General features: G+C 58.1%; 24 protein-coding genes. 19 read left to right on the top strand and 5 right to left on the bottom strand.

Annotated features, from left to right (window positions below; translation table 11 throughout):
* Window positions 1-5: 5 nt before the first annotated feature.
* Window positions 6-1,022, bottom strand: a complete 1,017-nt coding sequence (locus AC2FLE_RS02985; protein ID WP_496695146.1) for a C4-dicarboxylate TRAP transporter substrate-binding protein — start codon at window positions 1,020-1,022, stop codon at window positions 6-8.
* Between the two features lie 428 nt (window positions 1,023-1,450).
* On the opposite strand from AC2FLE_RS02985, the gene acs reads away from it, so the two are divergent.
* The 8 genes from acs (at window position 1,451) to AC2FLE_RS02945 (ending at window position 10,849) form a co-directional block, all read left to right on the top strand.
* Window positions 1,451-3,415 (top strand): acetate--CoA ligase, encoded by a 1,965-nt coding sequence (gene acs, locus AC2FLE_RS02980; RefSeq protein ID WP_496695145.1) that lies wholly within the window; start codon window positions 1,451-1,453, stop codon window positions 3,413-3,415.
* Between the two features lie 7 nt (window positions 3,416-3,422).
* The gene (locus tag AC2FLE_RS02975; RefSeq protein WP_496695143.1) at window positions 3,423-4,106 is read left to right on the top strand and encodes an adenylate kinase; all 684 of its coding nucleotides are present in this window, start codon (window positions 3,423-3,425) and stop codon (window positions 4,104-4,106) included.
* Between the two features lie 184 nt (window positions 4,107-4,290).
* Window positions 4,291-4,575, top strand: a complete 285-nt coding sequence (locus AC2FLE_RS02970) for a DUF4212 domain-containing protein (RefSeq protein ID WP_142634329.1) — start codon at window positions 4,291-4,293, stop codon at window positions 4,573-4,575.
* A gap of 6 nt (window positions 4,576-4,581) precedes the next feature.
* Window positions 4,582-6,366, top strand: coding sequence for a sodium:solute symporter family protein (locus tag AC2FLE_RS02965; protein ID WP_142634331.1), 1,785 nt, complete (start codon window positions 4,582-4,584; stop codon window positions 6,364-6,366).
* Between the two features lie 111 nt (window positions 6,367-6,477).
* Window positions 6,478-8,301, top strand: coding sequence for a DUF294 nucleotidyltransferase-like domain-containing protein (locus AC2FLE_RS02960; protein WP_496695141.1), 1,824 nt, complete (start codon window positions 6,478-6,480; stop codon window positions 8,299-8,301).
* A 26-nt stretch (window positions 8,302-8,327) separates the two neighbouring features.
* Entirely contained in the window at window positions 8,328-8,846 is a 519-nt protein-coding gene (locus tag AC2FLE_RS02955; RefSeq protein WP_142634335.1) for a hypothetical protein, read from the top strand.
* A gap of 1 nt (window position 8,847) precedes the next feature.
* Window positions 8,848-10,260, top strand: coding sequence for a 3'-5' exonuclease (locus AC2FLE_RS02950; protein WP_496695139.1), 1,413 nt, complete (start codon window positions 8,848-8,850; stop codon window positions 10,258-10,260).
* Window positions 10,261-10,348: 88 nt separating this feature from the next.
* Window positions 10,349-10,849 carry a flavin reductase family protein gene (locus AC2FLE_RS02945; protein ID WP_281994740.1) on the top strand — a complete coding sequence of 167 codons (501 nt, stop codon included), beginning with the start codon at window positions 10,349-10,351 and terminating at the stop codon, window positions 10,847-10,849.
* Between the two features lie 3 nt (window positions 10,850-10,852).
* On the opposite strand, the gene AC2FLE_RS02940 is transcribed toward AC2FLE_RS02945, so the two are convergent.
* Genes AC2FLE_RS02940 through AC2FLE_RS02930 form a run of 3 tightly spaced genes read right to left on the bottom strand, consistent with a single transcriptional unit; the run spans window position 10,853 to window position 13,085 of the window.
* On the bottom strand, window positions 10,853-11,332 hold the full coding sequence (locus tag AC2FLE_RS02940) for a DUF6505 family protein (RefSeq protein ID WP_142634342.1): 480 nt from the start codon (window positions 11,330-11,332) through the stop codon (window positions 10,853-10,855).
* The gene (locus AC2FLE_RS02935) at window positions 11,332-12,027 is read right to left on the bottom strand and encodes a biotin/lipoate--protein ligase family protein (RefSeq protein ID WP_496695137.1); all 696 of its coding nucleotides are present in this window, start codon (window positions 12,025-12,027) and stop codon (window positions 11,332-11,334) included. Before AC2FLE_RS02935 ends, AC2FLE_RS02940 begins: the two co-directional genes overlap by 1 nt.
* A complete protein-coding gene (locus AC2FLE_RS02930; protein WP_496695136.1) occupies window positions 12,024-13,085 on the bottom strand; it encodes an Mrp/NBP35 family ATP-binding protein in 1,062 nt (353 codons plus the stop codon). The genes AC2FLE_RS02935 and AC2FLE_RS02930 overlap by 4 nt, the downstream gene beginning before the upstream one ends.
* Before the next feature lie 110 nt (window positions 13,086-13,195).
* Between AC2FLE_RS02930 and AC2FLE_RS02925 the strand changes: the two genes are divergently transcribed.
* Complete coding sequence (locus AC2FLE_RS02925) at window positions 13,196-13,924, top strand: hypothetical protein (protein ID WP_496695135.1); 729 nt, start codon at window positions 13,196-13,198, stop codon at window positions 13,922-13,924.
* On the opposite strand, the gene AC2FLE_RS02920 is transcribed toward AC2FLE_RS02925, so the two are convergent.
* A complete protein-coding gene (locus AC2FLE_RS02920; protein ID WP_496695134.1) occupies window positions 13,918-15,870 on the bottom strand; it encodes a 4Fe-4S binding protein in 1,953 nt (650 codons plus the stop codon). The genes AC2FLE_RS02925 and AC2FLE_RS02920 overlap by 7 nt on opposite strands.
* 230 nt (window positions 15,871-16,100) lie before the next feature.
* Here AC2FLE_RS02920 and AC2FLE_RS02915 point away from each other — a divergent pair, with 230 nt between their 5' ends.
* The 10 genes from AC2FLE_RS02915 (at window position 16,101) to AC2FLE_RS02870 (ending at window position 25,282) form a co-directional block, all read left to right on the top strand.
* Window positions 16,101-16,655, top strand: coding sequence for a DUF3305 domain-containing protein (locus tag AC2FLE_RS02915; protein ID WP_142634353.1), 555 nt, complete (start codon window positions 16,101-16,103; stop codon window positions 16,653-16,655).
* Window positions 16,652-17,233, top strand: coding sequence for a DUF3306 domain-containing protein (locus AC2FLE_RS02910; protein WP_496695132.1), 582 nt, complete (start codon window positions 16,652-16,654; stop codon window positions 17,231-17,233). The genes AC2FLE_RS02915 and AC2FLE_RS02910 overlap by 4 nt, the downstream gene beginning before the upstream one ends.
* 4 nt (window positions 17,234-17,237) lie before the next feature.
* The gene (locus tag AC2FLE_RS02905; RefSeq protein WP_496695130.1) at window positions 17,238-17,849 is read left to right on the top strand and encodes a TorD/DmsD family molecular chaperone; all 612 of its coding nucleotides are present in this window, start codon (window positions 17,238-17,240) and stop codon (window positions 17,847-17,849) included.
* A 59-nt stretch (window positions 17,850-17,908) separates the two neighbouring features.
* Window positions 17,909-18,097 carry a ubiquinol-cytochrome c reductase iron-sulfur subunit N-terminal domain-containing protein gene (locus AC2FLE_RS02900; protein ID WP_281994743.1) on the top strand — a complete coding sequence of 63 codons (189 nt, stop codon included), beginning with the start codon at window positions 17,909-17,911 and terminating at the stop codon, window positions 18,095-18,097.
* 107 nt (window positions 18,098-18,204) lie between these two features.
* Window positions 18,205-21,099 carry a formate dehydrogenase subunit alpha gene (locus tag AC2FLE_RS02895; RefSeq protein WP_281972245.1) on the top strand — a complete coding sequence of 965 codons (2,895 nt, stop codon included), beginning with the start codon at window positions 18,205-18,207 and terminating at the stop codon, window positions 21,097-21,099.
* A gap of 11 nt (window positions 21,100-21,110) precedes the next feature.
* Window positions 21,111-21,704 (top strand): formate dehydrogenase FDH3 subunit beta, encoded by a 594-nt coding sequence (fdh3B, locus tag AC2FLE_RS02890; RefSeq protein ID WP_085821701.1) that lies wholly within the window; start codon window positions 21,111-21,113, stop codon window positions 21,702-21,704.
* Between the two features lie 121 nt (window positions 21,705-21,825).
* The gene (locus AC2FLE_RS02885; protein ID WP_496695127.1) at window positions 21,826-23,007 is read left to right on the top strand and encodes a formate dehydrogenase subunit gamma; all 1,182 of its coding nucleotides are present in this window, start codon (window positions 21,826-21,828) and stop codon (window positions 23,005-23,007) included.
* Window positions 23,008-24,270 (top strand): c-type cytochrome, encoded by a 1,263-nt coding sequence (locus AC2FLE_RS02880; protein WP_496695125.1) that lies wholly within the window; start codon window positions 23,008-23,010, stop codon window positions 24,268-24,270. It begins immediately after the preceding gene.
* Between the two features lie 13 nt (window positions 24,271-24,283).
* The gene (locus AC2FLE_RS02875) at window positions 24,284-24,409 is read left to right on the top strand and encodes a hypothetical protein (RefSeq protein WP_271946568.1); all 126 of its coding nucleotides are present in this window, start codon (window positions 24,284-24,286) and stop codon (window positions 24,407-24,409) included.
* A complete protein-coding gene (locus AC2FLE_RS02870; RefSeq protein ID WP_496695124.1) occupies window positions 24,410-25,282 on the top strand; it encodes a substrate-binding domain-containing protein in 873 nt (290 codons plus the stop codon).
* Window position 25,283: the final 1 nt, after the last annotated feature.

Here is a 25,283-nt window from a genome sequence, read left to right as displayed (position 1 = left end):
CGTGATCAGTTCCCGCCACGCTGTTGTTTCAGCGTCAGTTGAACAAGATCATATAGATCCTGCGCAGGCAGACCCTGCGCGGACATGTCAGCGATCCATTGCTCGCGGATCGGATCAGCAGCCTTGGTGCGGAATTCCTCCAGCACGGCTTCGTCGATCTGAACTTTCTGCACGCCTTTTTCGGTCAACACACCATCCCACTGCTCCAGCAGACCGCCGTAATTGGCGAGATAATGGGCAATGGCCTCGTCGACAGAACTGTTAAGCGCTTCGCGATGTTCTGCAGGCAGCGCTTCGTAGGCGTCGATATTGACCACAACCGGACAGTTTACAGTGCCGGGGTTCAGGTTGGCCGTCCACCAGTCGGCTTCGTTGATGGTGCCGAAAGACAAATGTGCGTGCTGAGCAAAGGCCACTGTATCAACAACACCGGATTCCATCGCATTAAACGCCTCGGTCGCGGGCACCGATGTTGGAACACCGCCAACGGCCTCAAACGCCTTACCCAGCCCGCCGGTCGCACGTACACGCATGCCGTCAAAATCGGCAAGCGTTGAGCGCGGATCACCGGTTCCAACGATATTATACTGGGGCATTGGCGACGTCATGATGATCCGGGCATTCCACTGAGCCATCTCATCCTTAACGGCGGGATGATCATATACAGCGTGGCTGACGGCCACCTCTTCTTCCAAATTGTTCACACCCAGGAACGGCAGTTCAAGTACAGTGATCGCCCGATTTTTGTCGCGGTGATAGCCTGCGCAGAACTGCGCCATCTCGAATGCACCGATCTCAATCCCGTCCAGATTCTCTTTCGGCTTTGACAGCCCGCCATAGCTGACATTGATCGTGAATTCGCCACCGGTTTTTTCGCTGACCAGTTCAGCCAGTTTCTCGACATGTTCGGTAAAGGCCCGGCGTTTGCCCCAGACCGAAGCATTCCATTCTGTTGCTGCAGCTTCGGTAACGAATGCAACAGTCAGGGCGGCGACGGCGGCACCGCTCAACATTTTAGTCATAGTGAATTCTCCCATTGATGCGCCCCCTTTTTTGGGTCGCTTGCGCGTAAAGCTAGCGCCAACATCGATATGTGCCAACCCCTGCCAGACCACCCACTAAAATCTGCAAACCGCCCGCCAGCGCTAACAATCATAAGGTGTATATGAAATGTGTAAATTTCACGGGCAAGCACTTTGAAAACAGTGAAAATGTGATTAACATCTATATTATTGTTTTAAATATGTTTTTTTAATATCAAACGATTTCCTTTACAATTCTCTCAAAGGGATTGAAATTTATTAACAAATAAACCCTGCTATTTCTGTAATTTATTTCTTTGTTTTCTGATCTCCGTATTATCCTGCATCGGGAGGAAACAGGTCGACATTGCCTGTTCAGCGGGCAAGATTGTCCCAGTGAATTTAAGTCCAGAGGGAGGAACCTCAGAATGACAACCGCTGCTCAGGCAGATGCCAAAGTTTATCCGCCATCCGCAGAAATTTCAGCGCGTGCGCATGTCGATGCCAAGAAATACGGCGAAATGTACACGGCTTCTATAAACGACCCCGTTGCATTCTGGGGCGAACAGGGCAAACGCGTTGACTGGATCAAACCCTATACCCAAGTGAAAGACGTCAGCTATGATTTGGGCTCGGTCGGGATCAACTGGTATGCGGATGGCACTCTGAACGTTTCAGCCAACTGCCTGGATCGTCATCTGAATACACGCGGCGATCAGACTGCGATCATCTGGGAACCAGATGACCCGAATGAACCCGCCCAACACATCACCTATGCCGAACTGCACCGCCGTACCTGCCGGATGGCAAATATCCTGGTTTCCATGGGCGTGCGCAAAGGCGACCGTGTGGTCATTTATCTTCCGATGATCCCCGAGGCTGCATATGCGATGCTGGCGTGCGCACGTATTGGTGCAATCCACTCGATTGTTTTTGCAGGGTTTTCCCCTGATGCCCTGGCTGCACGCGTCAACGGATGCGACGCCAAGGTTCTGATTACAGCTGATGAAGCCCCTCGCGGCGGCCGTAAGACACCGTTGAAGTCAAACGCAGATGCGGCCCTGCTGCACTGCAAGGACACGGTGAAATGCTTGGTTGTCAAGCGTACCAACGGCCAGACCACATGGATCGACGGGCGCGACTACGACTATAACGAGATGGCGCTCGAGGCGGATGACTATTGCGCGCCTGCGGAAATGGACGCCGAAGACCCTCTATTCATTCTGTATACCTCCGGTTCGACCGGTCAGCCCAAAGGTGTCGTGCACACGACCGGCGGATATCTGGTCTATGCGGCAATGACGCATGAGATCACCTTCGATTACCATGAAGGCGACGTCTATTGGTGTACCGCCGATGTCGGCTGGGTGACCGGCCACAGCTATATCGTCTATGGCCCGCTGGCCAATGGCGCGACCACGCTGATGTTCGAAGGTGTTCCGACCTATCCGGATGCATCCCGCTTTTGGCAGGTCTGTGAAAAGCACAAGGTCAATCAATTCTACACGGCTCCTACCGCTTTGCGCGCCCTGATGGGGCAAGGCAATGAATGGGTCGAGAAATGCGATCTGAGCGATCTGCGCACGCTAGGCACTGTGGGTGAGCCGATCAACCCGGAAGCGTGGAACTGGTATAATGACGTTGTCGGCGGTGGGCGCTGCCCGATCGTGGACACCTGGTGGCAAACCGAAACCGGTGGTCACCTGATGACTCCCCTGCCCGGCGCCCACGCGATGAAGCCCGGCTCGGCTATGAAGCCTTTCTTTGGTATTCAGCCCGTTGTTCTTGACCCGCAATCGGGGGTCGAGATCGAAGGCAACGGAGTCGAAGGCGTGCTGTGCATCAAGGACAGCTGGCCGGGTCAGATGCGTACGGTCTGGGGCGATCATGAACGGTTCGAGAAGACTTATTTCTCGGACTACAAAGGCTACTACTTCACCGGTGACGGCTGTCGCCGGGACGAGGATGGCGATTACTGGATCACCGGACGTGTGGACGATGTGATCAACGTCTCGGGGCACCGCATGGGTACGGCCGAGGTTGAGAGCGCTCTGGTGGCACATGCCGCCGTGGCCGAGGCCGCGGTTGTGGGTTATCCCCATGATATCAAAGGGCAAGGCATCTATTGCTATGTCACCTTGATGAATGATCGCGAACCCTCGGACGAGCTTGTGAAAGAGCTGCGCACCTGGGTTCGGACCGAGATCGGACCGATTGCCAGCCCTGATGTGATCCAATGGGCTCCTGGCCTGCCAAAAACCCGCTCGGGCAAGATCATGCGCCGTATCCTGCGTAAGATCGCCGAGAATGATTTTGGATCGCTCGGTGACACATCGACCCTGGCTGATCCGTCCGTGGTCGACAACTTGATCGAAAACCGCGCAAGCAAGTGAGGATGTGATGGACGCTGCCACGATCACTACACCCACCGTACTGATCCTTCTCGGCCCCCCGGGCGCCGGGAAGGGTACACAGGCTCGTATGCTCGAAGACAAGTTCGGGCTTGTCCAACTCAGCACGGGTGACCTGTTACGGGCGGCAGTTGCCGCGGGAACCGAAGCCGGAAAAGCCGCCAAAGCTGTCATGGAGGCAGGTGATCTGGTCAGTGACGATATCGTAATTGCAATCCTGCGGGATCGTCTGGCCGAACCGGACTGCGCCAAGGGCGTCATTCTGGACGGCTTCCCCCGCACCACGGTTCAGGCACAGGCGCTGGACGCGCTGCTGTCAGAGACCGGTCAGAAGATCAACGCAGCCATCAGTCTTGAGGTTGAAGACGCTGAAATGGTGATCCGTATTTCCGGCCGTTACACATGTGCCGGATGTGGCGAAGGGTTCCATGATCGGTTCAAAACGCCCGCAGTCGAAGGCAAATGCGACAAATGCGGCAAGACCGAGTTCAAGCGCCGCGCAGATGACAATGCTGAAACCGTCGCCTCACGGCTGGCTGCCTATCACGCGCAGACCGCGCCGCTGATCACTTATTACCAAGACCATGGCGTTCTGAAAGGTCTGAACGCAATGGGCAATATCGAAGACATCGCCAGCAATCTGGAACGGATCGTCAGCGACACAATGAACTAGGGGAATATGGCCCGCCCTCAATAAGGGCCGAATTCCTAAAGGAAAACTTCAAAGGACCCGCTCTGGCGGACCAGAGAAGTCTTGCCTGATGCCACCTGGCATCAAGCATATCGAAAAGTGGCCCCGCGCGCTGGAGGGTTAGGACAACGGGCCGCTCAAAGAGGAAGCGAAGGAGGAACCCGCGATGGCGGATCAATCAACACACTCCGCGCAGACTGCCGAAGCCGATAAGGGCTATTGGCAGGCCAACCTGCGTCTTATCTACATCAGCCTGGTGATCTGGGCGCTGGTGTCGTTTGGATTCGGCATTTTGCTGCGTCCACTTCTGTCCGGCATTTCCGTCGGCGGAACCGATCTCGGCTTTTGGTTCGCGCAACAGGGATCCATCTTGGTCTTTTTGCTGCTGATCTTCAACTACGCCTGGCGGATGAACAAGCTAGACGCTGAATACGGCGTTGAGGAGGAGTAAGGCCCTATGGACCAGTTTACCATCAACCTGCTGTTTGTGGGCGCGTCCTTTGCGCTTTACATCGGCATCGCGATCTGGGCCCGTGCTGGGTCCACATCAGAATTCTACGCCGCCGGTCGCGGCGTTCACCCGGTCACCAACGGTATGGCGACAGCGGCAGACTGGATGTCTGCGGCCTCGTTCATCTCGATGGCGGGCCTCATCGCCTTTACCGGCTATGACAACTCGTCCTTCCTGATGGGTTGGACCGGTGGTTATGTGCTGCTGGCGCTGCTTCTTGCCCCTTACCTGCGTAAGTTCGGCAAGTTCACCGTGTCAGAGTTCATCGGCGACCGCTTTTACAGCCAGACCGCGCGTATCGTGGCGGTGATCTGTCTGATCGTAGCGTCTGTGACCTACGTGATCGGCCAGATGACCGGCGTTGGCGTAGCTTTTGGCCGCTTCCTTGAAGTGTCAAACACCACCGGGTTGTTAATTGGTGCAGCCGTTGTGTTCGCCTACGCGGTGTTTGGGGGGATGAAGGGCGTGACCTACACACAGGTCGCTCAGTACTGCGTGCTGATCACTGCCTACACAATCCCAGCCATCTTTATTTCCCTGCAACTGACTGGCAATCCGGTTCCGGCTCTGGGTCTGTTTGGTGATACCGCCAGCGGTGAACCGCTGCTGACCAAGCTGGATGCGATCGTGACCGAGCTGGGCTTTAACGAATACACCGCCCACCACTCGGACACGCTGAACATGGTGCTGTTCACGCTGTCGCTGATGATCGGTACGGCCGGTCTGCCGCACGTTATCATGCGTTTCTTCACCGTGCCGAAAGTGGCTGATGCCCGCTGGTCTGCCGGTTGGGCGCTGGTGTTCATCGCACTGCTGTACCTGACCGCCCCTGCGGTTGGCGCAATGGCCCGTCTAAACATCAGTGACATGATGTGGCCAAATGGCGGCATCGAAGGTGGCGCCGTATCCGTCGAAGATATCGACAACGACGCCCGTTATGACTGGATGGCCACATGGAAGAAAACCGGCCTGCTGGACTGGGAAGACAAGAACGGCGACGGCAAGATCCAGTACTATAACGACAAGAATGCCGACATGCAGGCGCTTGCGGAAGAGAAGGGCTGGGTCGGAAACGAGCTGACCAAATTCAACCGTGACATCCTGGTTCTGGCCAACCCCGAGATTGCCAACCTGCCGGGTTGGGTGATCGGTCTGGTCGCTGCCGGTGGTCTTGCGGCTGCTCTGTCGACCGCTGCGGGCCTGTTGCTGGCGATCTCGTCCGCGGTGTCACACGACCTGATCAAAGGCGCGATCAACCCGCAGATTTCGGAAAAATCCGAGCTTCTGTCGGCGCGGATCGCAATGGGCGTGGCCATTGTTGTGGCGACATATTTGGGCCTGAACCCTCCGGGTTTTGCAGCGCAGACCGTTGCCCTGGCGTTTGGTCTGGCAGCTGCCTCGATCTTCCCGGCGCTGATGATGGGGATCTTCTCGACCCGCATCAACAACACCGGTGCGGTTGCTGGTATGCTGGCTGGTCTGACTGTGACCCTGGTCTACATCTTCCTGCACAAGGGCTGGTTGTTCATTCCGGATACCAACTCGTTCACGGATGCTGATCCTCTGTTGGGTACGATCAAGTCGACTTCGTTCGGTGCGATCGGTGCATTGGTCAACTTCACTGTCGCCTATGTGGTGGCTGGCATGACCAAGGAAACCCCGCAAGAGATCAAGGATCTGGTCGAAAGCGTCCGCATTCCCCGTGGCGCGGGTGCCGCTCAGGATCACTGAGTAGAGATGCGGCCCCTGAGCACCTTGCCAAAGGCCGTGTCTTTCGACTGACTACTCCCGCCCGGCATTCCACCGGGCGGGATTTTTCGAATAGAAACCGAGGAGTATCCGATGCCCCTGCCCCAAGCCGAGATCACGCGGTTTCTGAAATCCGTTCACCCTTATGACGCCCTGCCCGCCGATGATCTGGCAACGCTGTCTGATCAGATCGAAGTTTGGGAGGTCGAAGAAGGATCCCCGGTGTATCAACTGGGCGCGCCCCTGCCCGGCGTATTCGTGATTTACGAAGGACAGGTTGAAATCACTGACAGGAACGGCGCGATTGTCTCTCATCTGGGACTGCGCAATTCTTTCGGGGAACGCGGTTTACTGAAAGACGGTAAAGCCGCGACCAAAGCGCAGGCGCACGCAAACTCGGTTTTTCTGGTGATCCCGCCCAACCTGATCCAAGACCTCATTGACGAACATGAAATCGTCGCCAAATTCTTTGACCGGACCCGCTCGGAACGCTCCAGCCCCCAAAGCCTTGCAACCAGCGCTATCGACGTTCTGATGGCACATAACCCCGCAACCTGCCCCCCTAATACCACGGTTCGCGAAGCGGCGCAGATGATGAGGGGCAGACATATTTCCTCTCTCTGCATCACCGAGGGGGACATTCTTTTGGGGATCGCCACCTTACGAGATATCTCGGGCAAATACGTTGCCGATGGGATGTCTGTGGATACCCCTGTATCGGCAATAATGACGGCAAACCCGGTGACGCTGTCGCCGTCGGATATCGGATCGGATGTTCTTCACATCATGATGGAGCGCGGCATCGGCCATATTCCGGTATCCGAAGCTGGGCGTCTGGTCGGAATTGTCACCCAGACAGACCTGACCCACTATCAGGCGGTCAATTCCGCCGAGTTGGTGCGCCGGATAGCAAATGCGCAAACCGCGCAGCAGATGGCAGAAGTGACCGAAGAAATTCCCCGGCTTCTGGTCCAGCTTGTCGCTGCCGGAAATCGCCACGAGATCGTTACACGCCTGATTACCGATATCGCCGACACAGCCACCAGACGTTTGCTGGCAATGGCAGAAAAGCAGCTTGGACCACCACCTGTGCCTTACCTATGGCTGGCCTGCGGATCGCAGGGACGACAGGAACAAACCGGGGTGTCGGATCAGGACAACTGCTTGATGCTGGATGACAAAGTAACCGATGACGACATGCCATATTTCCAGACACTGGCAAAAATCGTGTCGGACGGGCTGGATAAATGTGGGTACTTTTATTGTCCGGGCGACATGATGGCGACAAATCCACGCTGGTGCCAACCGGTAAGTGTCTGGCGTGATTATTTTCGCGGGTGGATCGCCAAACCAAACCCCGAGGCGCAGATGCTGGCCTCGGTCATGTTCGACCTGCGCCCCATTGGCGGCGCATTTCACCTGTTCGATGACCTGCAGGCCGAAACGCTGGCCGCGGCCCAAGCGAATTCAATCTTTGTGGCGCATATGATCTCGAACTCGTTAAAGCACACGCCGCCGCTGGGCCTGTTACGCGGGTTTGCCACGGTACGCTCGGGTGAACATCGCAACACGCTGGATCTAAAGCATAATGGCGTCGTGCCTGTGGTTGACCTGGCCCGGATATACAGCCTTCAGGGGCAACTGTCCCAGGCCAATACACGTGCCCGCCTGAAAGCAGCTGGGGCGGCAGGCGTCCTCAGCCCCTCAGGTACCCGCGACCTGCTGGACGCTTACGATCTGATCGCCGAAACGCGGCTGGACCATCAGGCCCGTCTGGTGAAAGGCAACAAGAAGCCGGACAATTTCCTGCCCCCTTCCGATCTTTCGGACTTTGAGCGAAGTCATCTGCGAGATGCCTTTGTCGTGGTAAAAACAATGCAATCGGCGGTCGGCCACGGTAAAGGAATGCTGGGCTAAACCCTCAGGAACCTTGGAGAGTATTCATGTTCTTAGAACTGATCGGCACGATATTTGCAGGCGTCGCCCTAGCCGGCATCGTGATGGTGATCAACAAACTGACAGGTGGACGCCTGCCTCGTTGGTCCGCACCAGTCGCGGCGGGCATTGGCATGATCGGGATGACGATCAACAGCGAGTATTCATGGTTTGACCGCACGCGCGATACGCTTCCAGATGGTCTGATCATCATTCAAGAGGTCGAAAGCCGCGCTTTGTACCGTCCCTGGACCTATGCGATGCCCTTTGTTGATCGTTTTGCCGCAATCGACACCCTATCTGTGCGCACCAATGACCAAGTGCCTGAGCAGCGCCTCGTTGAACTGTATTTCTTTGGCCGCTGGGCACCGGTTTCAAAATTGCCGGTCGCTGTGGATTGCGACAAGAACCAACGCGCCAATCTGGCGGATGGGGCAGAGTTTGGTGACAACGGCCAGTTGCTGAACGCCGATTGGGTAACAGGCTCTACGAACGATCCGATCATCGAGGCCACTTGCGGAGTGTAACATGCTGACCCGATTAAGCCTGCGCCTGCGGATTTTCCTGTTCTTCTGCCTGCTGGCGGTCGGCGGGGTTGCCGTCAGCTCGGTTGCGCTTTGGGTCAGCTACAGGCGGGCGGCGGATCCGACCCTTTTCGACGCGTTCATCTTTGCAGAGATCGTCATCGGGTTCGGTCTGCTGGCCCTGATCGCCGCTGTCTGGCTATTGTTCGACGATAATGTCGCCAAGCCGATCGAAAGGCTTTCCGCTGAACTGCGCGCACGAGCGCATGCCGGTGTCAGCCGCGACCTCGATCTGCAAGCCGCGCGGTATCTTGGCGACTTGGCCCCTGCGGCTGCCGGTCTGGCCAACCAACTGTCCGACAAGACCATGGGCGTGGCAGAGGCTGTCGCTGCTGAAACCGAGCATCTGGCTGTGGAACAGCAAAGGCTTAGGGCGCTTTTGACTGAAATTCCTGTAGCCATATTGCTGGCTAGCCCCTCTCACAGGCTCGTTTTGTATGACGGACAGGCGGCCGAGGTTCTGGCACAGATTTCGCATCCACGCCTGAATGCGCCACTGTTCGATTACTTCCAGCCAGACGCGCTGCAGAAAGCCTATGCCAAACTGACCAAGACCGGGATGGAGGCATCCTGCTCGCTGACCAGCATTGATGGGGCGCAGACCTATTCAGCCCGCATGAAACCGCTGGGGGAAACTTCCGGCTATATGCTAATCCTAGATGACAGCGCCGCCAATATAGCGCCTGAGGCTGCCAGACCTCTGGTCTATGACTTTGGTTTGCTGAACACATCCACCGACCAATCATTCGAGACATTGCCTCTGCGCGAGCTTTGTTTTGTTGTCTTCGACACCGAAACCACAGGCCTGCTGCCGCACAAAGACGAGATCGTCCAGATCGGCGCAGTCCGTGTGGTAAATGGACGGATGGTCGAAGGCGAAAGGTTGGATATGCTGGTGAACCCGGTCATGCCGATCCCTGCCGCCTCGACCAAGGTTCACAAGATCACGGATCGAATGGTCGAAGGCGCGCCGGAAATCGCCGAAGCCGGGCGTATCTTTCACGAATTCGCGCGAAATGCCGTAATCGTGGCGCATAATGCACCTTTTGATATGGCGTTTCTGCGACGCCACGCCGACCGTATGAAAGTTGAGTGGACGCATCCCGTACTGGATACGGTCCTGCTATCTGCGGTCCTGTTCGGCGCCAGCGACACGCACACTTTGGACGCGCTGTGCGAACGGCTGGACATTACAATTCCGCATGAGCTGCGCCATACGGCATTGGGTGATGCAGTTGCCACCGCCGAGGCGCTGGTTCGGATGCTTCCAATGCTGCAAGCGCGCGGGATGAATACGTTTGGCGAGGTCATCGAAGCAACCCGCCGGCATGGTCGTCTGCTTGAGGACCTGAACTGAGGGCGAAATATGCACCTCAAGCGCAGCTTTTCATGGACAATCCCGGCTTGCCATGGCACCTGAGGCGCGGCCACAGAATGAGCGTGAGATGACGGACCGCACCTTCACCCCAACCCCGGACAACAGCACCGCGTTTCGCGAGGCATTGGGGTGTTTTGGAACCGGCGTCACCGTTGTCACCACCGAAACAGCGCTGGGGCCCCGCGCAATCACGGTCAATTCGTTTTCCTCGGTCTCGCTGACGCCTCCGCTGGTGCTGTGGTGCCTGGCGAAGGATTCAAACCGGTTCGACGCTTTCAAAGACTGCGATCACTATTCGATCCATGTGATGGCTGAGGAACAGCAGGAACAGGCCCTAAAATTCGCGCGCGAGGGTGCGGATTTTTCACATGCCAACTGGGCCGCAGATCACCGTGGTCGCCCTCGTCTGGCGGATTGTCTGGCACGGTTCGACTGCCAGCTTCATGCCCGGCACGAGGCAGGGGATCATCTGATCATCGTGGGTGAAGTAGAACAGGCCATGTACCGCACCGGCAAAGGTCTGATCTTCAAACGCGGTCAGTTCGGCGGGTTTGCCGATCTTCTTTAAGCCCTATTCGTCCAGCGATCCGTGGACGGCCAGCGCCTCAAGCTGGGTTTCCTGCGGTGTGATGATGCGAAACGCCTCAAGCACCCCGGTTTCAGACAGCTCACGGGCGACCGTCAGCAAGGTATTGGCGGCGTGATCATCGCATAACTCTGCCATATGCGCGATCTCTTCCTGCGCAACACCCATGGCGGCCTCGACCGATGGGGCCCCGTAGAATTGCACGAAATGTTCCGCCAAATTCCGGGCAATCTGGTCGATCTCGGCCTGTTCAACCTGCGTCACCGCTACAAAGGTCACCCGGCCGAATGTCTCAACCCCCAACCAACCATTCGCAAAGGCCTGGCGGGCTTTACCCTCCAAATCGCCTTCGCCCCAATTCGAAAACTCGAACCCGCCGGAAATGCACCACTCACCCGTTCTCGCCGGAGAATGAAACACATTCATGTCGCTTTCATCGAAATGGATCGCACGGGCCAGTTTCATTATCCGTTCTCCAGTAAGTTAGTCAGCGGGTGCAGGCGGGTGTCCGCACCATTGCGGATAAGCATGCCAAACCGTTCATCAGTGCCCAAAAAGACCCCGATCTCGCCAAAGGGTTCGCCAACACCACGCAACAAACCCAACCATTCGCTGTGCAACGGCGCGTTGCCGTCTTCTTGCCAGCGGTTGAGCCATGTCAGCATATGGCGCGACCAGCTTTCGATCAGTTGGACAGGCTGGACCTCGGCACACCCTTCATCGTAGAGCGCTGTGATATCCGGGGTCTGGCCTGGCGCGGTGCTGGTCTGTAGCAAGGCCAGCTCCCAGCCGACAATCAACCAGTCAGGCTCAATCTGAGGGTCTGAAGTCGACGCAGCAACCTGAAACTTGCCGCAGGTCGCACCATTCACACAGATAGGGCCGCCCCAGTCCAGATGAACGGCAACCTCGGGCGGGGCTAGAGCGCCCAGCGCATTCTGAAACCCAACTCCGCAAAGCGGCAACATCACCATGGCGTCCTGCAATGGAACCTCAGGTGCAAATACAATGGCAACGCGCAAACGGTTGGCCTGAATGTTGTAGACCACCGTTCCGGCATCACAGCCCAGCGCAGCCATCGCCTGGGCGCGTTCGAACGGGTCTTCCCCGCCCTGAACGGCATGTCCAGTCAGCAACGGAGGAAAGACCGGCTGGGTCATGCATTGCCCTTGGTGATCATGTCGCGGGCAATCTTGCGGAAAGCTTCGGCCTGTGCGCTGTCCGGCTTGCTGACAACGATGGGCGCTCCCCCATCCGCCGCAACCCGGATATCCAGATGCAGCGGAATCTCACCAAGCAGCGGAATGCCCAGCGCCTCGGCCTCAGCGGCGACGCCGCCATGTCCGAACACATGTTCCTCATGCCCGCAGCTGGAACAGATATGGGTCGACATGTTCTCGATCATCCCAATAATCGGCGTCTTGAGCTGATTGAACATATCGATCCCCTTGCGCGCGTCGATCAGGGCCACGTCCTGTGGGGTCGACACCACGATGGCCCCGTCCACCTTGAACTTCTGGCTGAGCGTTAGTTGCACATCGCCGGTGCCCGGCGGTAGGTCGACAATCAATACATCCAATGCTCCCCATTGCACCTGCCCCATCATCTGCTGCAGCGCCCCCATCAGCATCGGACCACGCCAGACGACCGCCTGACCTTCGTTGGTCATCAGTCCCATCGACATCATCGTGACGCCATGATTGCGCAGGGGCAGGATCGTTTTGCCATCCGGGCTGGCCGGGCGGCCAGAGACACCCAGCATCCGAGGCTGTGAAGGGCCATAGACATCAGCATCCAACAACCCGACACGCCGCCCTTCTGCAGCCAAAGCACAAGCCAGATTTGCGGATACGGTGGATTTACCGACTCCGCCCTTACCGGATGCAACGGCGATGATCCGATCGACACCCGGAACGGCCTGCGGACCTGTCTGAGATGGTTTCGGCTTGGGCTTCAGTTCAGGCGGGGCCTTTTCGGAATGCGCAGTCATCATGGCGGAAACCTTGTCGACCCCCTCCACCAACTGCGCAGCCTGCTCGGCGGCGGCGCGCACCGGCTCCATCCGCTCTGCCTGTTTCGGATCAATCTCAAGCACAAACCGCACTGTATCGCCATCGACATTCAACGCGCGGACAACTCCGGCGCTGACGATATCCTGGCCTGAAACCGGATCGGTGATTTTCTTCAGGTTCGCCAGAACCGCGTCACGAACACTCATGCCATTACCCTTTTGGTTTGCCCGGTCGTTGGGATACGTTTCATTGCATGTGTCTCCGTCTTTTTTTCGTTCATTTGACGCATTCGGGCGCAGGCCGATAAGCTGCCTTTATGCGGGTTACCTTCTTTTGCCTGAGCTTGCTGCTCTCTGCTACCCCCTCTTGGTCGCAAGAGGCGCTGGGGCTTGCCGCCCCGGATGAGGTTACAGACTCTGGTCTGTTGCAACATATTCTTCCGCGTTTTTCTCTCAAGACCGGGATACGCGTCGTTGCAGACGATTCCGGCGCTATGGCTTTGGGCGGTTCACCGCCAGGTGATCCGGTATTCGAGCGTCATGGCGTCACCTATCACCTGCGCATTGTGGACGACCCAAGGCAGATTCGGTTTCGGGAGTGGCTGCTTTCTGACATCGGCAAACGCACCGTTGAAAGCTTTAGCCCCGATAGCGGCCCGTCCTATTCGGCCAGTTTCACTGTCGAAGCCGCAACAGAGGGTCCGAAGATCGAAGGCGACGCTGTCCTGGGTGCGGAAATGTCGATGACCCATTGCGGGCGGTGCCATGTGATCGGTCCAGAGAACCAAATGAACGGGCTTGGCTCCACCCCCTCTTTCGCCGTGCTGCGGGCTATGCCGGACTGGTCCGAACGGTTCGAGGCCTTCTTTGCCCTGAACCCTCATCCCGCTTTCACGCAGATTGAGGACATAACCCCACCCTTCGATCCTCTGCGTCCCCCTCCAATCCACCCGGTCGAGATGACGCTGGAGGAGTTAGAGGCGATTATGGCCTTTGTCTCGGCCATCAAGGCAGCAGATCTGGGCGCGCCGCTACAGCTTCAATGATCCTTTCTTTTCGAGAAATAGTCCTCGGTCGTGACGACTTTGGGTTTCGGGTTTGACTGAAACGGGTTGTCCTTGTGCTGGAACTGCGCGTTCACACGACAGTTGTCACACATCTGGATCATGCGCGCCTGCTCGGATGTCGCAAACATCGGATGCGTACCAGACAGCTTTTCCATGATACGTTCGACGGTCGATTTGACACCAAAGAGGGCACCGCATTCCACACATGCAAAAGGGTCTTCTTCGTTCAACACGTCCTGAGACAGGGCCGCATCACCTAAATCCAGTTGCGGAACCAGAGTTATTGCATTCTCGGGACAGATTGTCCGGCACAGACCACATTGCAGACAGGCGTCCTGCTGGAAATTCAACTGCGGCATATCCGGGTTGTCGGCCAAAGCGCCTGACGGACAAAGGGACACGCAGCTGAGGCACAATGTACAGGCATCCGTATCCACCGCGATGGCCCCATAGGGTGCATTCTCGGGCAAGGGCAACGGGGCTGCGGCCTGCGGGTTCAGCGCCTGTGCGGCCAGTCGCGTAATCTGCCTGCGATTTCCCAGCGGCAGAACCGGGTCGGCCAAGGGGGGCGGCACGTCCTGCGCATATAGCAGGTCGGACAGCGCATCGGGATCAGCCTGGTCGATCAGTGCCATCCCTGCAGTCCCAGCGATAGCCTGCGCCAGCGCCAGTTCGCGGTCCAAGGCATCCCTTTCGGTTGTTGGGGCCAGCAGCACATCAACCCGCGCAAACCCATGCGCCAGCGCGGCCAGCATCTCGGCATGGCCAAAGCCCGAGATCACGTTCAGTTCTAGCGGGATCACATCCGCTGGAATCCCGCGTCCGAAACGGGCGGACAGACGGATCATTTCGGCCCCATGCGCGTCATGCACCAACAGTCGGGGTGCTTGCCCGCCTGCACGCCGGTAGGTTCGCGACAGAATGTGCATCCGTGACAGCAGCGCAGAAACGGGCGGATCCTCGTAAGTTATCGCGGTAGATGGGCAAACCGCCGCGCATTCTCCGCATCCCGCGCAAACCATAGGGTCGATGGCTACATGCTCGCCCGCAGGGGTGATCGCCCCGGTCGGGCAGATATCCAGACAATTCGTACACCCGACCTGTTCGGCACGGGAATGCGCACATAGAGATTCTTCCAGCCGGACATAGAGAGGTTTTTCAAATGTCCCGACCAGTTGCATGGCCTCGAACGACAGACGCTCCACGGCCACCGCATCTTTGGGATCTGCCCGCAAATACCCCTCGCGCTTGGACGGGGCCTGCACCAGAGGCATGCCGCCCGTTAGATCCACAACTATATCGCATGAGGAGTTCGCCCCGTCGCGTGGTTCGGTCCAACCAAAGGCCCCGCGTCCTCCGGGTTCAAGCTGCTGCAACGCATCCAGCTTTATCGAAAACCCGCCCAGCGCACCGGTCACCAAACGAACGCGCCCGCGTATCACATCAAAGCGGCGCGACATGGGCTCGGTGTCATCAGTGGTCAAAACTGTCACGGCCAATATGTCCGAGAGGCGTTCAGCCAACTCCAAACTTACTGCGCCGGGCCCGACTATGAAACACGTCCCTTCGCTGACCACATCGACACTGGGTGTGATCGGCTGAGGCAACACCGCCTCAGCAGCCAGCGCGGCCATTTTGGGGGCAGCATCCTGCCCTTGATCAGACCACCCGGCACGATCGCGAAGATCGACAAACCCTGGCACTTCGACACCTAACTCATCGGCCAATGCCAGGAAAACATCCTGCTCTTGCATACAGGCAATTACGACGTTGCCCTCTTGCAGCGGCTTGGCGGCGGATTCCAGTTCTTTCGTACATAATGCGGTGTGAATTCTGGAGCAGGCGACATCGCAAGCTGACGATAGCTTCTCAGCGTCAATGGTTTGCGTTCCCGCACAGTCACATAGCAGCAATCTCGTACCCATAACCTCCCCCGGATGTCCTCCCCAGTCCAAGGTCAGCTTAGAACCTCTGAAGAAAGTAGCAATGCCCGTGGGGGCCGGATCGCCGGAACAAAGCCCGATAAGAGCCGCGAGGACCGTAAACAATCGGTGAAGGGTGCATATTCGACCACCCAAGGACTTGGCAGGAAGCTACTTTGTGTACCATAGTAGACCCTGAGGAAGGCAGGGGAGAGCTTTCCAGGGAGGACTTAGTGGCCAAGGCCGCCAGCCAGATTGAAATGCCAATCGGCGTCGTCGTGCGCAAAACACCCGGGGTTACACGCTGGGCGCAATGGAACTGGCGCGCCGTCGCCGTGCTGCCCGGCGCTGGACCGGCCGATTGGTTGGAGATGCGGCGCGAGGGTGAAGCGGTCGAATACCACGCGGCCACCCTGCCCCTGACCCTGTGGTCAGATGAGGCCGAAGCCTACATGGTCAACCTGTCGGACGGGCAACCCTCGATCTATCTGGTCCTGCGCGATGCGCTGGATGGAACACAACCGATGGACGCTGTGCTGGTGACCGCCTCACCCTTCGAAGGACAGGACTACGCCGATACCGGCGAAGAGCTTGTCGAGAAAATCCCAATGACTGATGGGCTGATCGCTTGGGTACGTGACTTTGCTCTGGAACACCATCGCAACGAAGTCTTCGTCAAGCGCCGCCGTGATAAGAAACGCACCGATCTGGTTGAGGACGGCAAAGGGGATGTACGCATCCGGCAGGACTCGGATGTTTTCCGCGCCCCGCGGAGGATCGTGCAATGACCGAAACCCGCGATTTCTGGTCGCGCCGCAAGGCCGCCGTTCAGGCTGAGGCCAAAGCTGAGGTTGTAGCAGCACAAGAACAGGCTTTCGCTGAACAGCGGGGCGAGCTGGAAGAAAAGACTGACGCCGAAATTCTGGCGGAATTCAATTTGCCCGACCCTGATCAGTTGCAAGTTGGTGACGACGTCTCGGGTTTTATGGCCAAGGCAGTGCCTGACCGATTGCGCCGCCGCGCCCTTCGGCAGCTCTGGCGCCTAAACCCGGTTCTGGCCAATGTCGATGGGCTGGTGGATTACGGCGAGGACTATACCGACGCCGCCTGCGTGATCGAAAATATCCAGACCGCCTATCAGGTCGGCAAGGGAATGCTGGCCCATATCGAGGCTTTGGCCGCTCAGACCGAAGAGGAAGACGCAGCGCCTGAGGTTGAAGACCCAACACCAGAGCCTGAGCCTGAGTTGCCCGAAACGCCCGAGGTACACTCGGCAGAACCTGTAATGATTTCTGAAATCGACGACCCGGAAGAGGCAGAGCTTACGCCTGCCCCACGCCGCATGAAGTTTGAATACGAAGGATAACCGTATGACCGCAAGCAACGCGCAAAACCTGGACGTCTCAGCCGAGGATCGTCTGCGCGCGGATTTCTATAACTTCCTTGGGCTGCTGCTTGCGGCGCCTCCGGATCAGATGCTGCTGTCTCAGGTTACTGGTCTGACCGGCGATGAAACCGATCTGGGTCAGGCTATCAAGGCCATGTCGCGGGTCGCCAAGGTGACCAAACCCGCGGCTGCCGAACGCGAATTCAATGCCCTGTTCATCGGGCTAGGACGCGGAGAACTGCTGCCCTATGCCAGTTTCTACCTGACTGGTTTCCTGAACGAAAAACCGCTGGCGCAACTGCGCAACGACATGGCGGTTCGTCAGATCACACGGGCGCAGAACGTGTTTGAACCCGAAGACAATATCGCCTCGTTGATGGAGATGATGGCGGGCATGATCGTCGGACGCTTTGGCTCACCCGCCTCGCTGGAAGATCAAAAAACGTTCTGGAACAAGCATATCGGTCCCTGGGCCGCACATTTCTATTCAGATTTGGAAGCCGCGGAAAACTCGGTTTTCTATGCCTCGGTCGGCACCGCCGGTCGGGTTTTCATGGAAATCGAGCGTGAAGCCTTTCGAATGACGGCGGGATGATCCCGCCATTCGCCAGCGCCCCAAAAGGCGCTAGATCGCAATTGGGAAAGGAGGATCCCATGAGCAAAACCAAGGAAGAAGGCGCCACGCGCCGTGACTTCTTGAAACTGGCCGGAACCGCAGCGCCCGCTGCAGTCGCCGCCGCCAGCCTGAGCGGACAAGCCGAAGCAGCCGAGCTACCGACGGATGAAACCCGCATTCAGGACACCGCGCATACGCGCGCATATCTGGACAGCGCCCGGTTCTGAACCCCGGACGTTGTCACCACCCGACTGACGGTTGCGATTGGCCCTGACGTCGGCACCAACAGGACCAAGCCAGCCATGGAAAACATGGCCAGCAAGGGAGGAAAGAAATGCTTAGGAAAAAGACCAACGGGGTTGCGAGACGCTCCCAGCGGACAAGTATCCTGTCCCAGGTCGGCGAGAAAACCGTCGATCGCCGCGCATTCCTGCGCGGATCGGGCCTGACGATCGGCGGGTTGGCCGCGATCAGCGCCACGGGTGGAACCGTGACGCCAGCCAGTGCCCAGTCAGCGGCCAATCAAGCCGTTGAAAACATCAAATCCATATGCACGCATTGCTCGGTCGGCTGTACCGTAGTGGCCGAGGTGCAGAACGGCGTCTGGATCGGGCAAGAACCCGGCTGGGACAGCCCTTTCAACCTGGGTGCGCACTGCGCCAAGGGGGCCTCGGTCCGTGAGCACGCCCATGGTGAACGCCGCCTGAAATATCCGATGAAAAAGGAAGGCGGCGAGTGGAAGCGCATCAGCTGGGAAGAGGCGATCAACGAGATCGGCGACGGCATGATGAACATCCGCGAAGAATCCGGACCGGACAGTGTGTACTGGCTTGGTTCCGCGAAACATAACAACGAACAGGCCTATCTGTTCCGCAAGTTCGCCGCCTATTGGGGCACGAACAACGTGGACCATCAGGCCCGTATCTGCCACTCGACCACTGTTGCGGGTGTTGCGAATACATGGGGCTACGGCGCCATGACCAACAGCTATAACGACATCCACAACTCCAAGGCTATCTTCATCATCGGTGGCAACCCGGCTGAGGCACACCCGGTCTCTCTGCTGCATGTTCTGCGCGCAAAAGAACAGAACAACGCGCCGCTGATCGTCTGCGACCCGCGCTTTACGCGCACCGCAGCGCATGCGGATGAATATGTCCGGTTCCGCCCCGGCTCTGACGTCGCACTGATCTGGGGTATCCTCTGGCACATCTTCGACAACGGCTGGGAGGACAAGGAGTTCATCCGCACCCGTGTCTGGGGCATGGATCAGATCCGTGAAGAGGTCGCCAACTGGAACCCGGAAGAAACTGAGCGTGTGACCGGCGTACCCGGATCACAGCTTAAGCGCGTGGCGCGCACCATGGCCAACAACCGTCCTGGCACGGTGATCTGGTGCATGGGCGGCACCCAGCATACCAATGGCAACAACAACACACGCGCCTATTGCGTGCTGCAGCTGGCTTTGGGCAACATGGGAACGTCAGGCGGTGGCACCAACATCTTCCGTGGCCACGACAACGTGCAGGGTGCGACGGACCTTGGTGTTCTGTCCCACACCCTACCCGGCTATTATGGGCTGTCCGCAGGGGCATGGGGCCACTGGGCGCGCGTTTGGGGTGAAGACCCTGAGTGGCTGTCCGGCCAGTTCGCCTCGATCAAGGACAAGGAGGGCAAGGATAAACCGCTGCAGAATGAGCGCGGCATCCCGGTTTCCCGCTGGATCGACGGTGTTCTGGAAGACCCCGCCAACATGGATCAGGACAACAATGTCCGCGCCATGGTTCTGTGGGGGCACGCTCCGAACTCGCAAACCCGCGGGCCGGAAATGAAGACGGCGATGGAAAAGCTGGACATGCTGGTCGTGATCGACCCGTATCCCACCGTTTCCGCCGTTCTGCATGATCGGACCGATGGCGTTTACCTACTGCCGGCCTGTACGCAGTTCGAAACCCGTGGCTCGGTCACGGCCTCGAACCGCTCGTTGCAGTGGCGCGACAAGGTGGTCGAACCACTGTTCGAAAGCCTGCCGGACGAGGTCATCATGGCCAAGTTCGCCAACAAATTCGGCTGGGCGGATCGGTTCTTCCGCAATATCGAGATGGAGGACGCCGAAACCCCGAATGTTGAAAGCATCACGCGTGAGTTCAACTCGGGCCTCTGGACCATCGGCTATACCGGCCAGTCGCCGGAGCGTTTGAAAAGCCACATGGCCAATCAGCACACGTTCGACAGAACCACGCTGCAAGCTATAGGTGGACCAAACGACGGCGAATACTACGGTCTGCCCTGGCCGTGCTGGGGAACGCCAGAGATGGGTCATACGGGGACACCAAACCTCTATGACATGTCCAAACCGGTGGCCGAAGGTGGCCTGACCTTCCGCGCGCGCTTTGGCGTGGAACGTGATGGTGACAACCTGCTGGCGGAAGGGGTCTATAGCGTTGGATCGGAAATTCAGGACGGTTATCCCGAATTCACGATGCAGATGCTGATGGATCTTGGTTGGGACGGCGATCTGACGGCCGAAGAACGTGCGGCCATTGACGCCGTTGCGGGGCCAAAGACCAACTGGAAAACCGACCTGTCGGGCGGCATCCAGCGGGTTGCGATTGCACATGGCTGTGCGCCCTTTGGCAACGCCAAGGCCCGCACCGTGGTCTGGACTTTCCCGGACCCGATCCCGCTGCATCGCGAGCCGCTCTATACCAACCGGCGTGATCTGGTAGAAGACTATCCGACCTATGAGGATCGTCAGTCCTATCGCCTGCCAACCCTGTATGCCTCGATCCAGAAGAACGATTTTTCAAAGGATTACCCGATAATCCTGACGTCAGGTCGTTTGGTCGAGTATGAGGGTGGAGGTGAGGAATCCCGGTCGAACCCGTGGCTGGCCGAACTGCAACAGGACATGTTCGTCGAGATCAACCCCCGTGATGCCAACAACCTGGGCATTCGCGACGGGGCTCAGGTCTGGGTCGAAGGGCCTGAGGGTGGTAAGGTCAAGGTGATGGCGATGCTGACCAACAGGGTTGGTGCCGGCGTGGCCTTTATGCCATTCCACTTTGGCGGCCATTTCCAGGGTCAGGATCTGCGGGACAAATACCCCTCAGGCGCTGATCCCTATGTGCTGGGAGAAAGTTCGAACACCGCCCAGACCTATGGCTATGATTCAGTAACCCAGATGCAGGAGACCAAAGCGACTCTCTGCAAGATCTCAGCAGCGTAAGGAGGACGACAATGGCTAGAGCAAAGTTTCTCTGCGACGCTGAACGCTGCATCGAATGCAACGCCTGCGTAACCGCGTGTAAGAACGAGCACGAGGTGCCTTGGGGCATCAACCGCCGCAGAGTGGTGACGATCAATGACGGCGACCCGGGCGAACGCTCGATATCGGTTGCCTGTATGCATTGCTCGGATGCGCCTTGTATGGCGGTGTGCCCGGTTGACTGCTTCTATCAGAACGAAGAAGGGGTCGTCCTGCACTCCAAGGACCTGTGCATTGGCTGCGGCTATTGCTTCTATGCGTGCCCGTTCGGCGCGCCGCAATACCCGCAGGCGGGCAACTTCGGATCACGTGGCAAGATGGACAAATGTACCTTCTGCGCCGGTGGCCCCGAGGAAACGCACTCGACCGCAGAGTTCGCCAAATACGGTCGCAACCGGATCGCAGAAGGCAAACTGCCCATCTGCGCCGAGATGTGTTCCACCAAGGCCCTGCTTGCCGGTGACGGCGATGTGGTGTCGGCCATCTACCGCGAACGCGTCGTGGCGCGCGGTTTCGGGTCTGGCGCCTGGGGGTGGGGCACAGCCTACGACCAAAAAGACGGCTGATCCTTGGCCAAACCTTCCCCGGCGCGCAATCCGTGTGCCGGGGAGCACTAAGATTTTTCGACGAAAAATCTCTGCCCGCCCGGAAAAGGGCCTACGCCAATGACCGCGTCACGAGGTTCATATGACTTTCCTGCGACTTCTGTTCTGTCTCATTGTTTTGACTGTTCCTGCCCTTGCTCAGGATGCTCCGGATCGCAATTCGACGGGTGGTGCGACCACGCTCGAGGATATCTTGGCCCGGCAGCGTGGCGAGACGGTCGATAACGGTTATCGCTCAGGTAACACCGGTCAAGGCAACGCCGAAGGTCTGATGGGCCAGTTGGGCACACGTGGCGTGGCGTCTGACAGCGACGTCTATCGCGCTTTGCGCTATGGCTCGGCGGATGTGACCGTTTCGTCGAACGGTCCTGCGGCCAGCGTCTTGATACAGGACGGAGGCATGTGGTGGTTGAATTTCCGAACAGGCCCGTTGCGCGATTACGGCACGTATATTCTGGCGGGGATGCTGGGCATCCTGCTGCTGTTCTTCTTGGTCCGGGGTAAAATCCGCATTGATGGTGAAAAGACGGGACGCACGGTTACGCGTTTCTCGGGATTTGAGCGGTTCGGACATTGGCTGTTCGCGGGCTCTTTCCTGATCCTTGGCCTGACCGGTTTGCTGACCCTTTATGGTCGAGACTTTCTGATCCCGATCTTCGGGAAAGAAGGCTTTGCGGCCATAGCGCAGGGCTGCAAATGGCTGCATAACAACCTCGCCTGGGCCTTCATGCTTGGTTTGATCATGGTCACTGTGAACTGGATCGCCCACAACATCCCCAACCGCACCGACCTGAAATGGCTGGCCGCCGGCGGCGGGTTGTTCACGAAAGGCAGCCATCCTCCGGCCAATAAATTCAACGCGGGTCAAAAGATCATCTTCTGGGCCTGTATCCTGCTGGGCGTATCGATCAGCCTGTCTGGCCTGTCTCTGCTGTTCCCGTTTGAGATGCCGCTGTTTGCTAAGACCTTCTCAATCGCAAATGCCACCGGCATCCCGCAGATGTTGGGTATGAACCTTCCGGTGCAGATGTCCCCCCAAGAAGAGATGCAATATGCTCAGGTTTGGCACGTGATGGTCGCCTATGTCTTCATCGCCATCATCATCGCGCATATCTACCTGGGCTCGGTGGGCATGGAGGGCGCTTTCGACGCGATGGGCACCGGCGAGGTCGAGGAACAATGGGCGCGTGAGCACCACTCGCTTTGGCTGGAAGAGGTCCGGGAAAAAGAGGCCAATAAGGCAGCGGCCTCGCCTGCGGAATAGATGCGCGGTCTAATCCTTGCACTGGTGTTGACCCCCCTGCCCGCAATGGCCGAGTTCTTTACGCTCAAAGGTCATGGAGGACCGATCATGGGGATTGCCGCCGCGCCGGACGGCCGGATTGCGACGGCCAGCTTCGACAACTCCGTCGGCCTGTGGTCAGACCGCACGCCGCAATGGCTTGAAGGGCACGAGGCTGCCGTGAACAGCGTCGCCTTTGGCGACACAGCGATCTATTCTGCTGGTGACGACTTTACCCTGCGCCGGTGGCCGGATGGCCAAATCCTCGGGCGGCACAAGGGCAAGATCGTCGATATTGCTGTTTCAAACTCCCACATCGCCACTGCCAGTTGGGACGGCACGATAGGGGTTTGGCCGCTTGACGGGGCAGAGCCAAGGATATTGGGCCCCACAGGCAGCGGTGTGAATGCTGTTGTGTTCACACCAAACGGAGATGCGCTGTATACCGGCGGGGTTGATGGGGCGGTTCGTCTTTGGGATGTCGCAACCGGTCAGGAAAAACTGCGACTGGTTGATAACGGGTTCGGCATCAACGAACTGGTCCTGAACCCCCATGAAAACTGGATTGCCTATGGGGCCGTCGATGGCGTCACGCGCATTCGTGATCTGACTACAGGCGACGAGCATGATTTTACCCTGGACCGCCGTCCAATCCTTGCGCTGGCTCTCAGCCCGGACCGCCGCCTGCTGGCGGTGGGGGATGGTGAGGGTCATATCATGTTGGTCGATACCATCGTCTGGCGCATCGCACAGGATTTCCGGGCCACATTGCGCGGCCCGGTCTGGGCGCTGGCCTTCTCAACCGATGGTAAAAACATCTATGCAGGTGGTATAGATGAGGCGATGTATAGCTGGCCGGTATCTGACCTTGGCGACCAACAACAGATGGCCGCGACTGAACCAAGTTTTCTGAAGAACCCTGACCAGATGGATAATGGCGAACGCCAATTCGTGCGCAAATGCTCGATCTGTCACAGCCTGACGGCGGACGGGCACAGACGTGCTGGACCTACGCTCTCTGGTGTGTTTGGTCGCCGGGCGGGCAGCTTACCGGGATATTTCTACTCGGACACGCTGCAAGACTCTGATATCATTTGGAATGACGAGACGATAAATGCCCTTTTCGACCAAGGACCAGACCATTACATTCCGGGATCGAAGATGCCCATGCAACGGATTACACAAGCGGATGACCGCAAAGATTTGATCGCCTTTCTGCGCCGCGTCACGGCACCGGAAAACTGAACCGGAGGTAAATATGAAAGCCTTTCTAGCCGCAGTTGCCACGATGGCTGTAATTGCCGTCGCTGCGCCGTTTGCCTTAGGCCAATTCGGATTCAGCGCGGCGAATGCCAGCGCGGGTTCGGCCGTGCGCCTCGACTGAATGTCAGAATACCTGACCACCAAAGAACTGGCCGACCTGCTGCGCATTGGCGAGCGTAAAGCCTATGACCTTGCCTCATCCGGCGAGGTCCCCTGTGTCCGTGCCATGGGCAAACTCTTGTTTCCAAGGGCCGAAGTCATTGCCTGGCTGAACGCATCGCGAAGCGGACCGCAGGTCGCAGAACCGTCGCTGCCGCCGATCGTGGCGGGCAGTCATGATCCGCTGTTGGATTGGGCTCTGCGGGAAAGCGGGTCGGGCCTGGCAACTTATTATGACGGCTCATTTGACGGCTTGAATCGTCTGAAAGAACGATCAGCGCAGGCTGCGGCGCTGCATATCCACGAGTCAGACGGATTCAACACGCAATCTCTGCAGGACCATCTGGGAGAGGCACCCGTCATTCTGTTCGAACTAGCAAAACGCCAGCGTGGGCTACTGATGGCCCCCGGTGTGACTGGGATATCGGACTTTTCTGACCTCAGGGGCCGTCGCATTCTTCTTCGTCAAGACAGTGCCGCCAGTCAACGGTTGTTCGACACGCAACTGCAGGCGCACGGCCTGAACCGAGACGATCTGGATACCCTGCCGACCTGCGCACGTACCGAAGAAGAGCTGGCCATAGCCCTGCATGACAGCAAAGCCGATGCCGGATTCGGCCTGGGTGCGCTTGCGGGGCTGTACAATCTGGGCTTTGCCCCGACTCATACCGAACGCCTGGACCTTGCCATCTGGAGACGCGCCTATTTCGATGGCCCGATGCTTCGGTTGCTCGGCTTTGTGCAATCCGACCGCTTTGCCACCCGGGCAGAAGAATTCGGCGGGTATGACTTGTCGGATCTGGGAACCATCCATCACAATGGAGCCAGCGGCTGAC

The sequence above is a fragment of the Ruegeria sp. CDSA077 genome, from assembly GCF_059612265.1.
Note: the sequence above shows the minus strand (reverse complement) of the source record. Positions and strands in the feature narration are given on the sequence as shown.

Bases quoted from the DNA above. Each gene is read 5' to 3' on its own strand.
- AC2FLE_RS02895 (WP_281972245.1), top strand. From the start codon at position 18,205: ATGCTTAGGAAAAAGACCAACGGGGTTGCGAGACGCTCCCAGCGGACA.
- AC2FLE_RS02905 (WP_496695130.1), top strand. From the start codon at position 17,238: ATGACCGCAAGCAACGCGCAAAACCTGGACGTCTCAGCCGAGGATCGT.
- AC2FLE_RS02925 (WP_496695135.1), top strand. From the start codon at position 13,196: ATGCGGGTTACCTTCTTTTGCCTGAGCTTGCTGCTCTCTGCTACCCCC.
- AC2FLE_RS02875 (WP_271946568.1), top strand. From the start codon at position 24,284: ATGAAAGCCTTTCTAGCCGCAGTTGCCACGATGGCTGTAATTGCCGTC.
- AC2FLE_RS02985 (WP_496695146.1), bottom strand. From the start codon at position 1,022: ATGACTAAAATGTTGAGCGGTGCCGCCGTCGCCGCCCTGACTGTTGCA.
- AC2FLE_RS02910 (WP_496695132.1), top strand. From the start codon at position 16,652: ATGACCGAAACCCGCGATTTCTGGTCGCGCCGCAAGGCCGCCGTTCAG.
- AC2FLE_RS02885 (WP_496695127.1), top strand. From the start codon at position 21,826: ATGACTTTCCTGCGACTTCTGTTCTGTCTCATTGTTTTGACTGTTCCT.
- AC2FLE_RS02955 (WP_142634335.1), top strand. From the start codon at position 8,328: ATGTTCTTAGAACTGATCGGCACGATATTTGCAGGCGTCGCCCTAGCC.
- AC2FLE_RS02945 (WP_281994740.1), top strand. From the start codon at position 10,349: ATGACGGACCGCACCTTCACCCCAACCCCGGACAACAGCACCGCGTTT.
- AC2FLE_RS02900 (WP_281994743.1), top strand. From the start codon at position 17,909: ATGAGCAAAACCAAGGAAGAAGGCGCCACGCGCCGTGACTTCTTGAAA.
- AC2FLE_RS02920 (WP_496695134.1), bottom strand. From the start codon at position 15,870: ATGGGTACGAGATTGCTGCTATGTGACTGTGCGGGAACGCAAACCATT.
- AC2FLE_RS02960 (WP_496695141.1), top strand. From the start codon at position 6,478: ATGCCCCTGCCCCAAGCCGAGATCACGCGGTTTCTGAAATCCGTTCAC.
- AC2FLE_RS02880 (WP_496695125.1), top strand. From the start codon at position 23,008: ATGCGCGGTCTAATCCTTGCACTGGTGTTGACCCCCCTGCCCGCAATG.
- AC2FLE_RS02970 (WP_142634329.1), top strand. From the start codon at position 4,291: ATGGCGGATCAATCAACACACTCCGCGCAGACTGCCGAAGCCGATAAG.
- AC2FLE_RS02940 (WP_142634342.1), bottom strand. From the start codon at position 11,332: ATGAAACTGGCCCGTGCGATCCATTTCGATGAAAGCGACATGAATGTG.
- AC2FLE_RS02870 (WP_496695124.1), top strand. From the start codon at position 24,410: ATGTCAGAATACCTGACCACCAAAGAACTGGCCGACCTGCTGCGCATT.
- AC2FLE_RS02930 (WP_496695136.1), bottom strand. From the start codon at position 13,085: ATGAGTGTTCGTGACGCGGTTCTGGCGAACCTGAAGAAAATCACCGAT.
- AC2FLE_RS02950 (WP_496695139.1), top strand. From the start codon at position 8,848: ATGCTGACCCGATTAAGCCTGCGCCTGCGGATTTTCCTGTTCTTCTGC.
- AC2FLE_RS02965 (WP_142634331.1), top strand. From the start codon at position 4,582: ATGGACCAGTTTACCATCAACCTGCTGTTTGTGGGCGCGTCCTTTGCG.
- AC2FLE_RS02975 (WP_496695143.1), top strand. From the start codon at position 3,423: ATGGACGCTGCCACGATCACTACACCCACCGTACTGATCCTTCTCGGC.
- acs (WP_496695145.1), top strand. From the start codon at position 1,451: ATGACAACCGCTGCTCAGGCAGATGCCAAAGTTTATCCGCCATCCGCA.
- fdh3B (WP_085821701.1), top strand. From the start codon at position 21,111: ATGGCTAGAGCAAAGTTTCTCTGCGACGCTGAACGCTGCATCGAATGC.
- AC2FLE_RS02935 (WP_496695137.1), bottom strand. From the start codon at position 12,027: ATGACCCAGCCGGTCTTTCCTCCGTTGCTGACTGGACATGCCGTTCAG.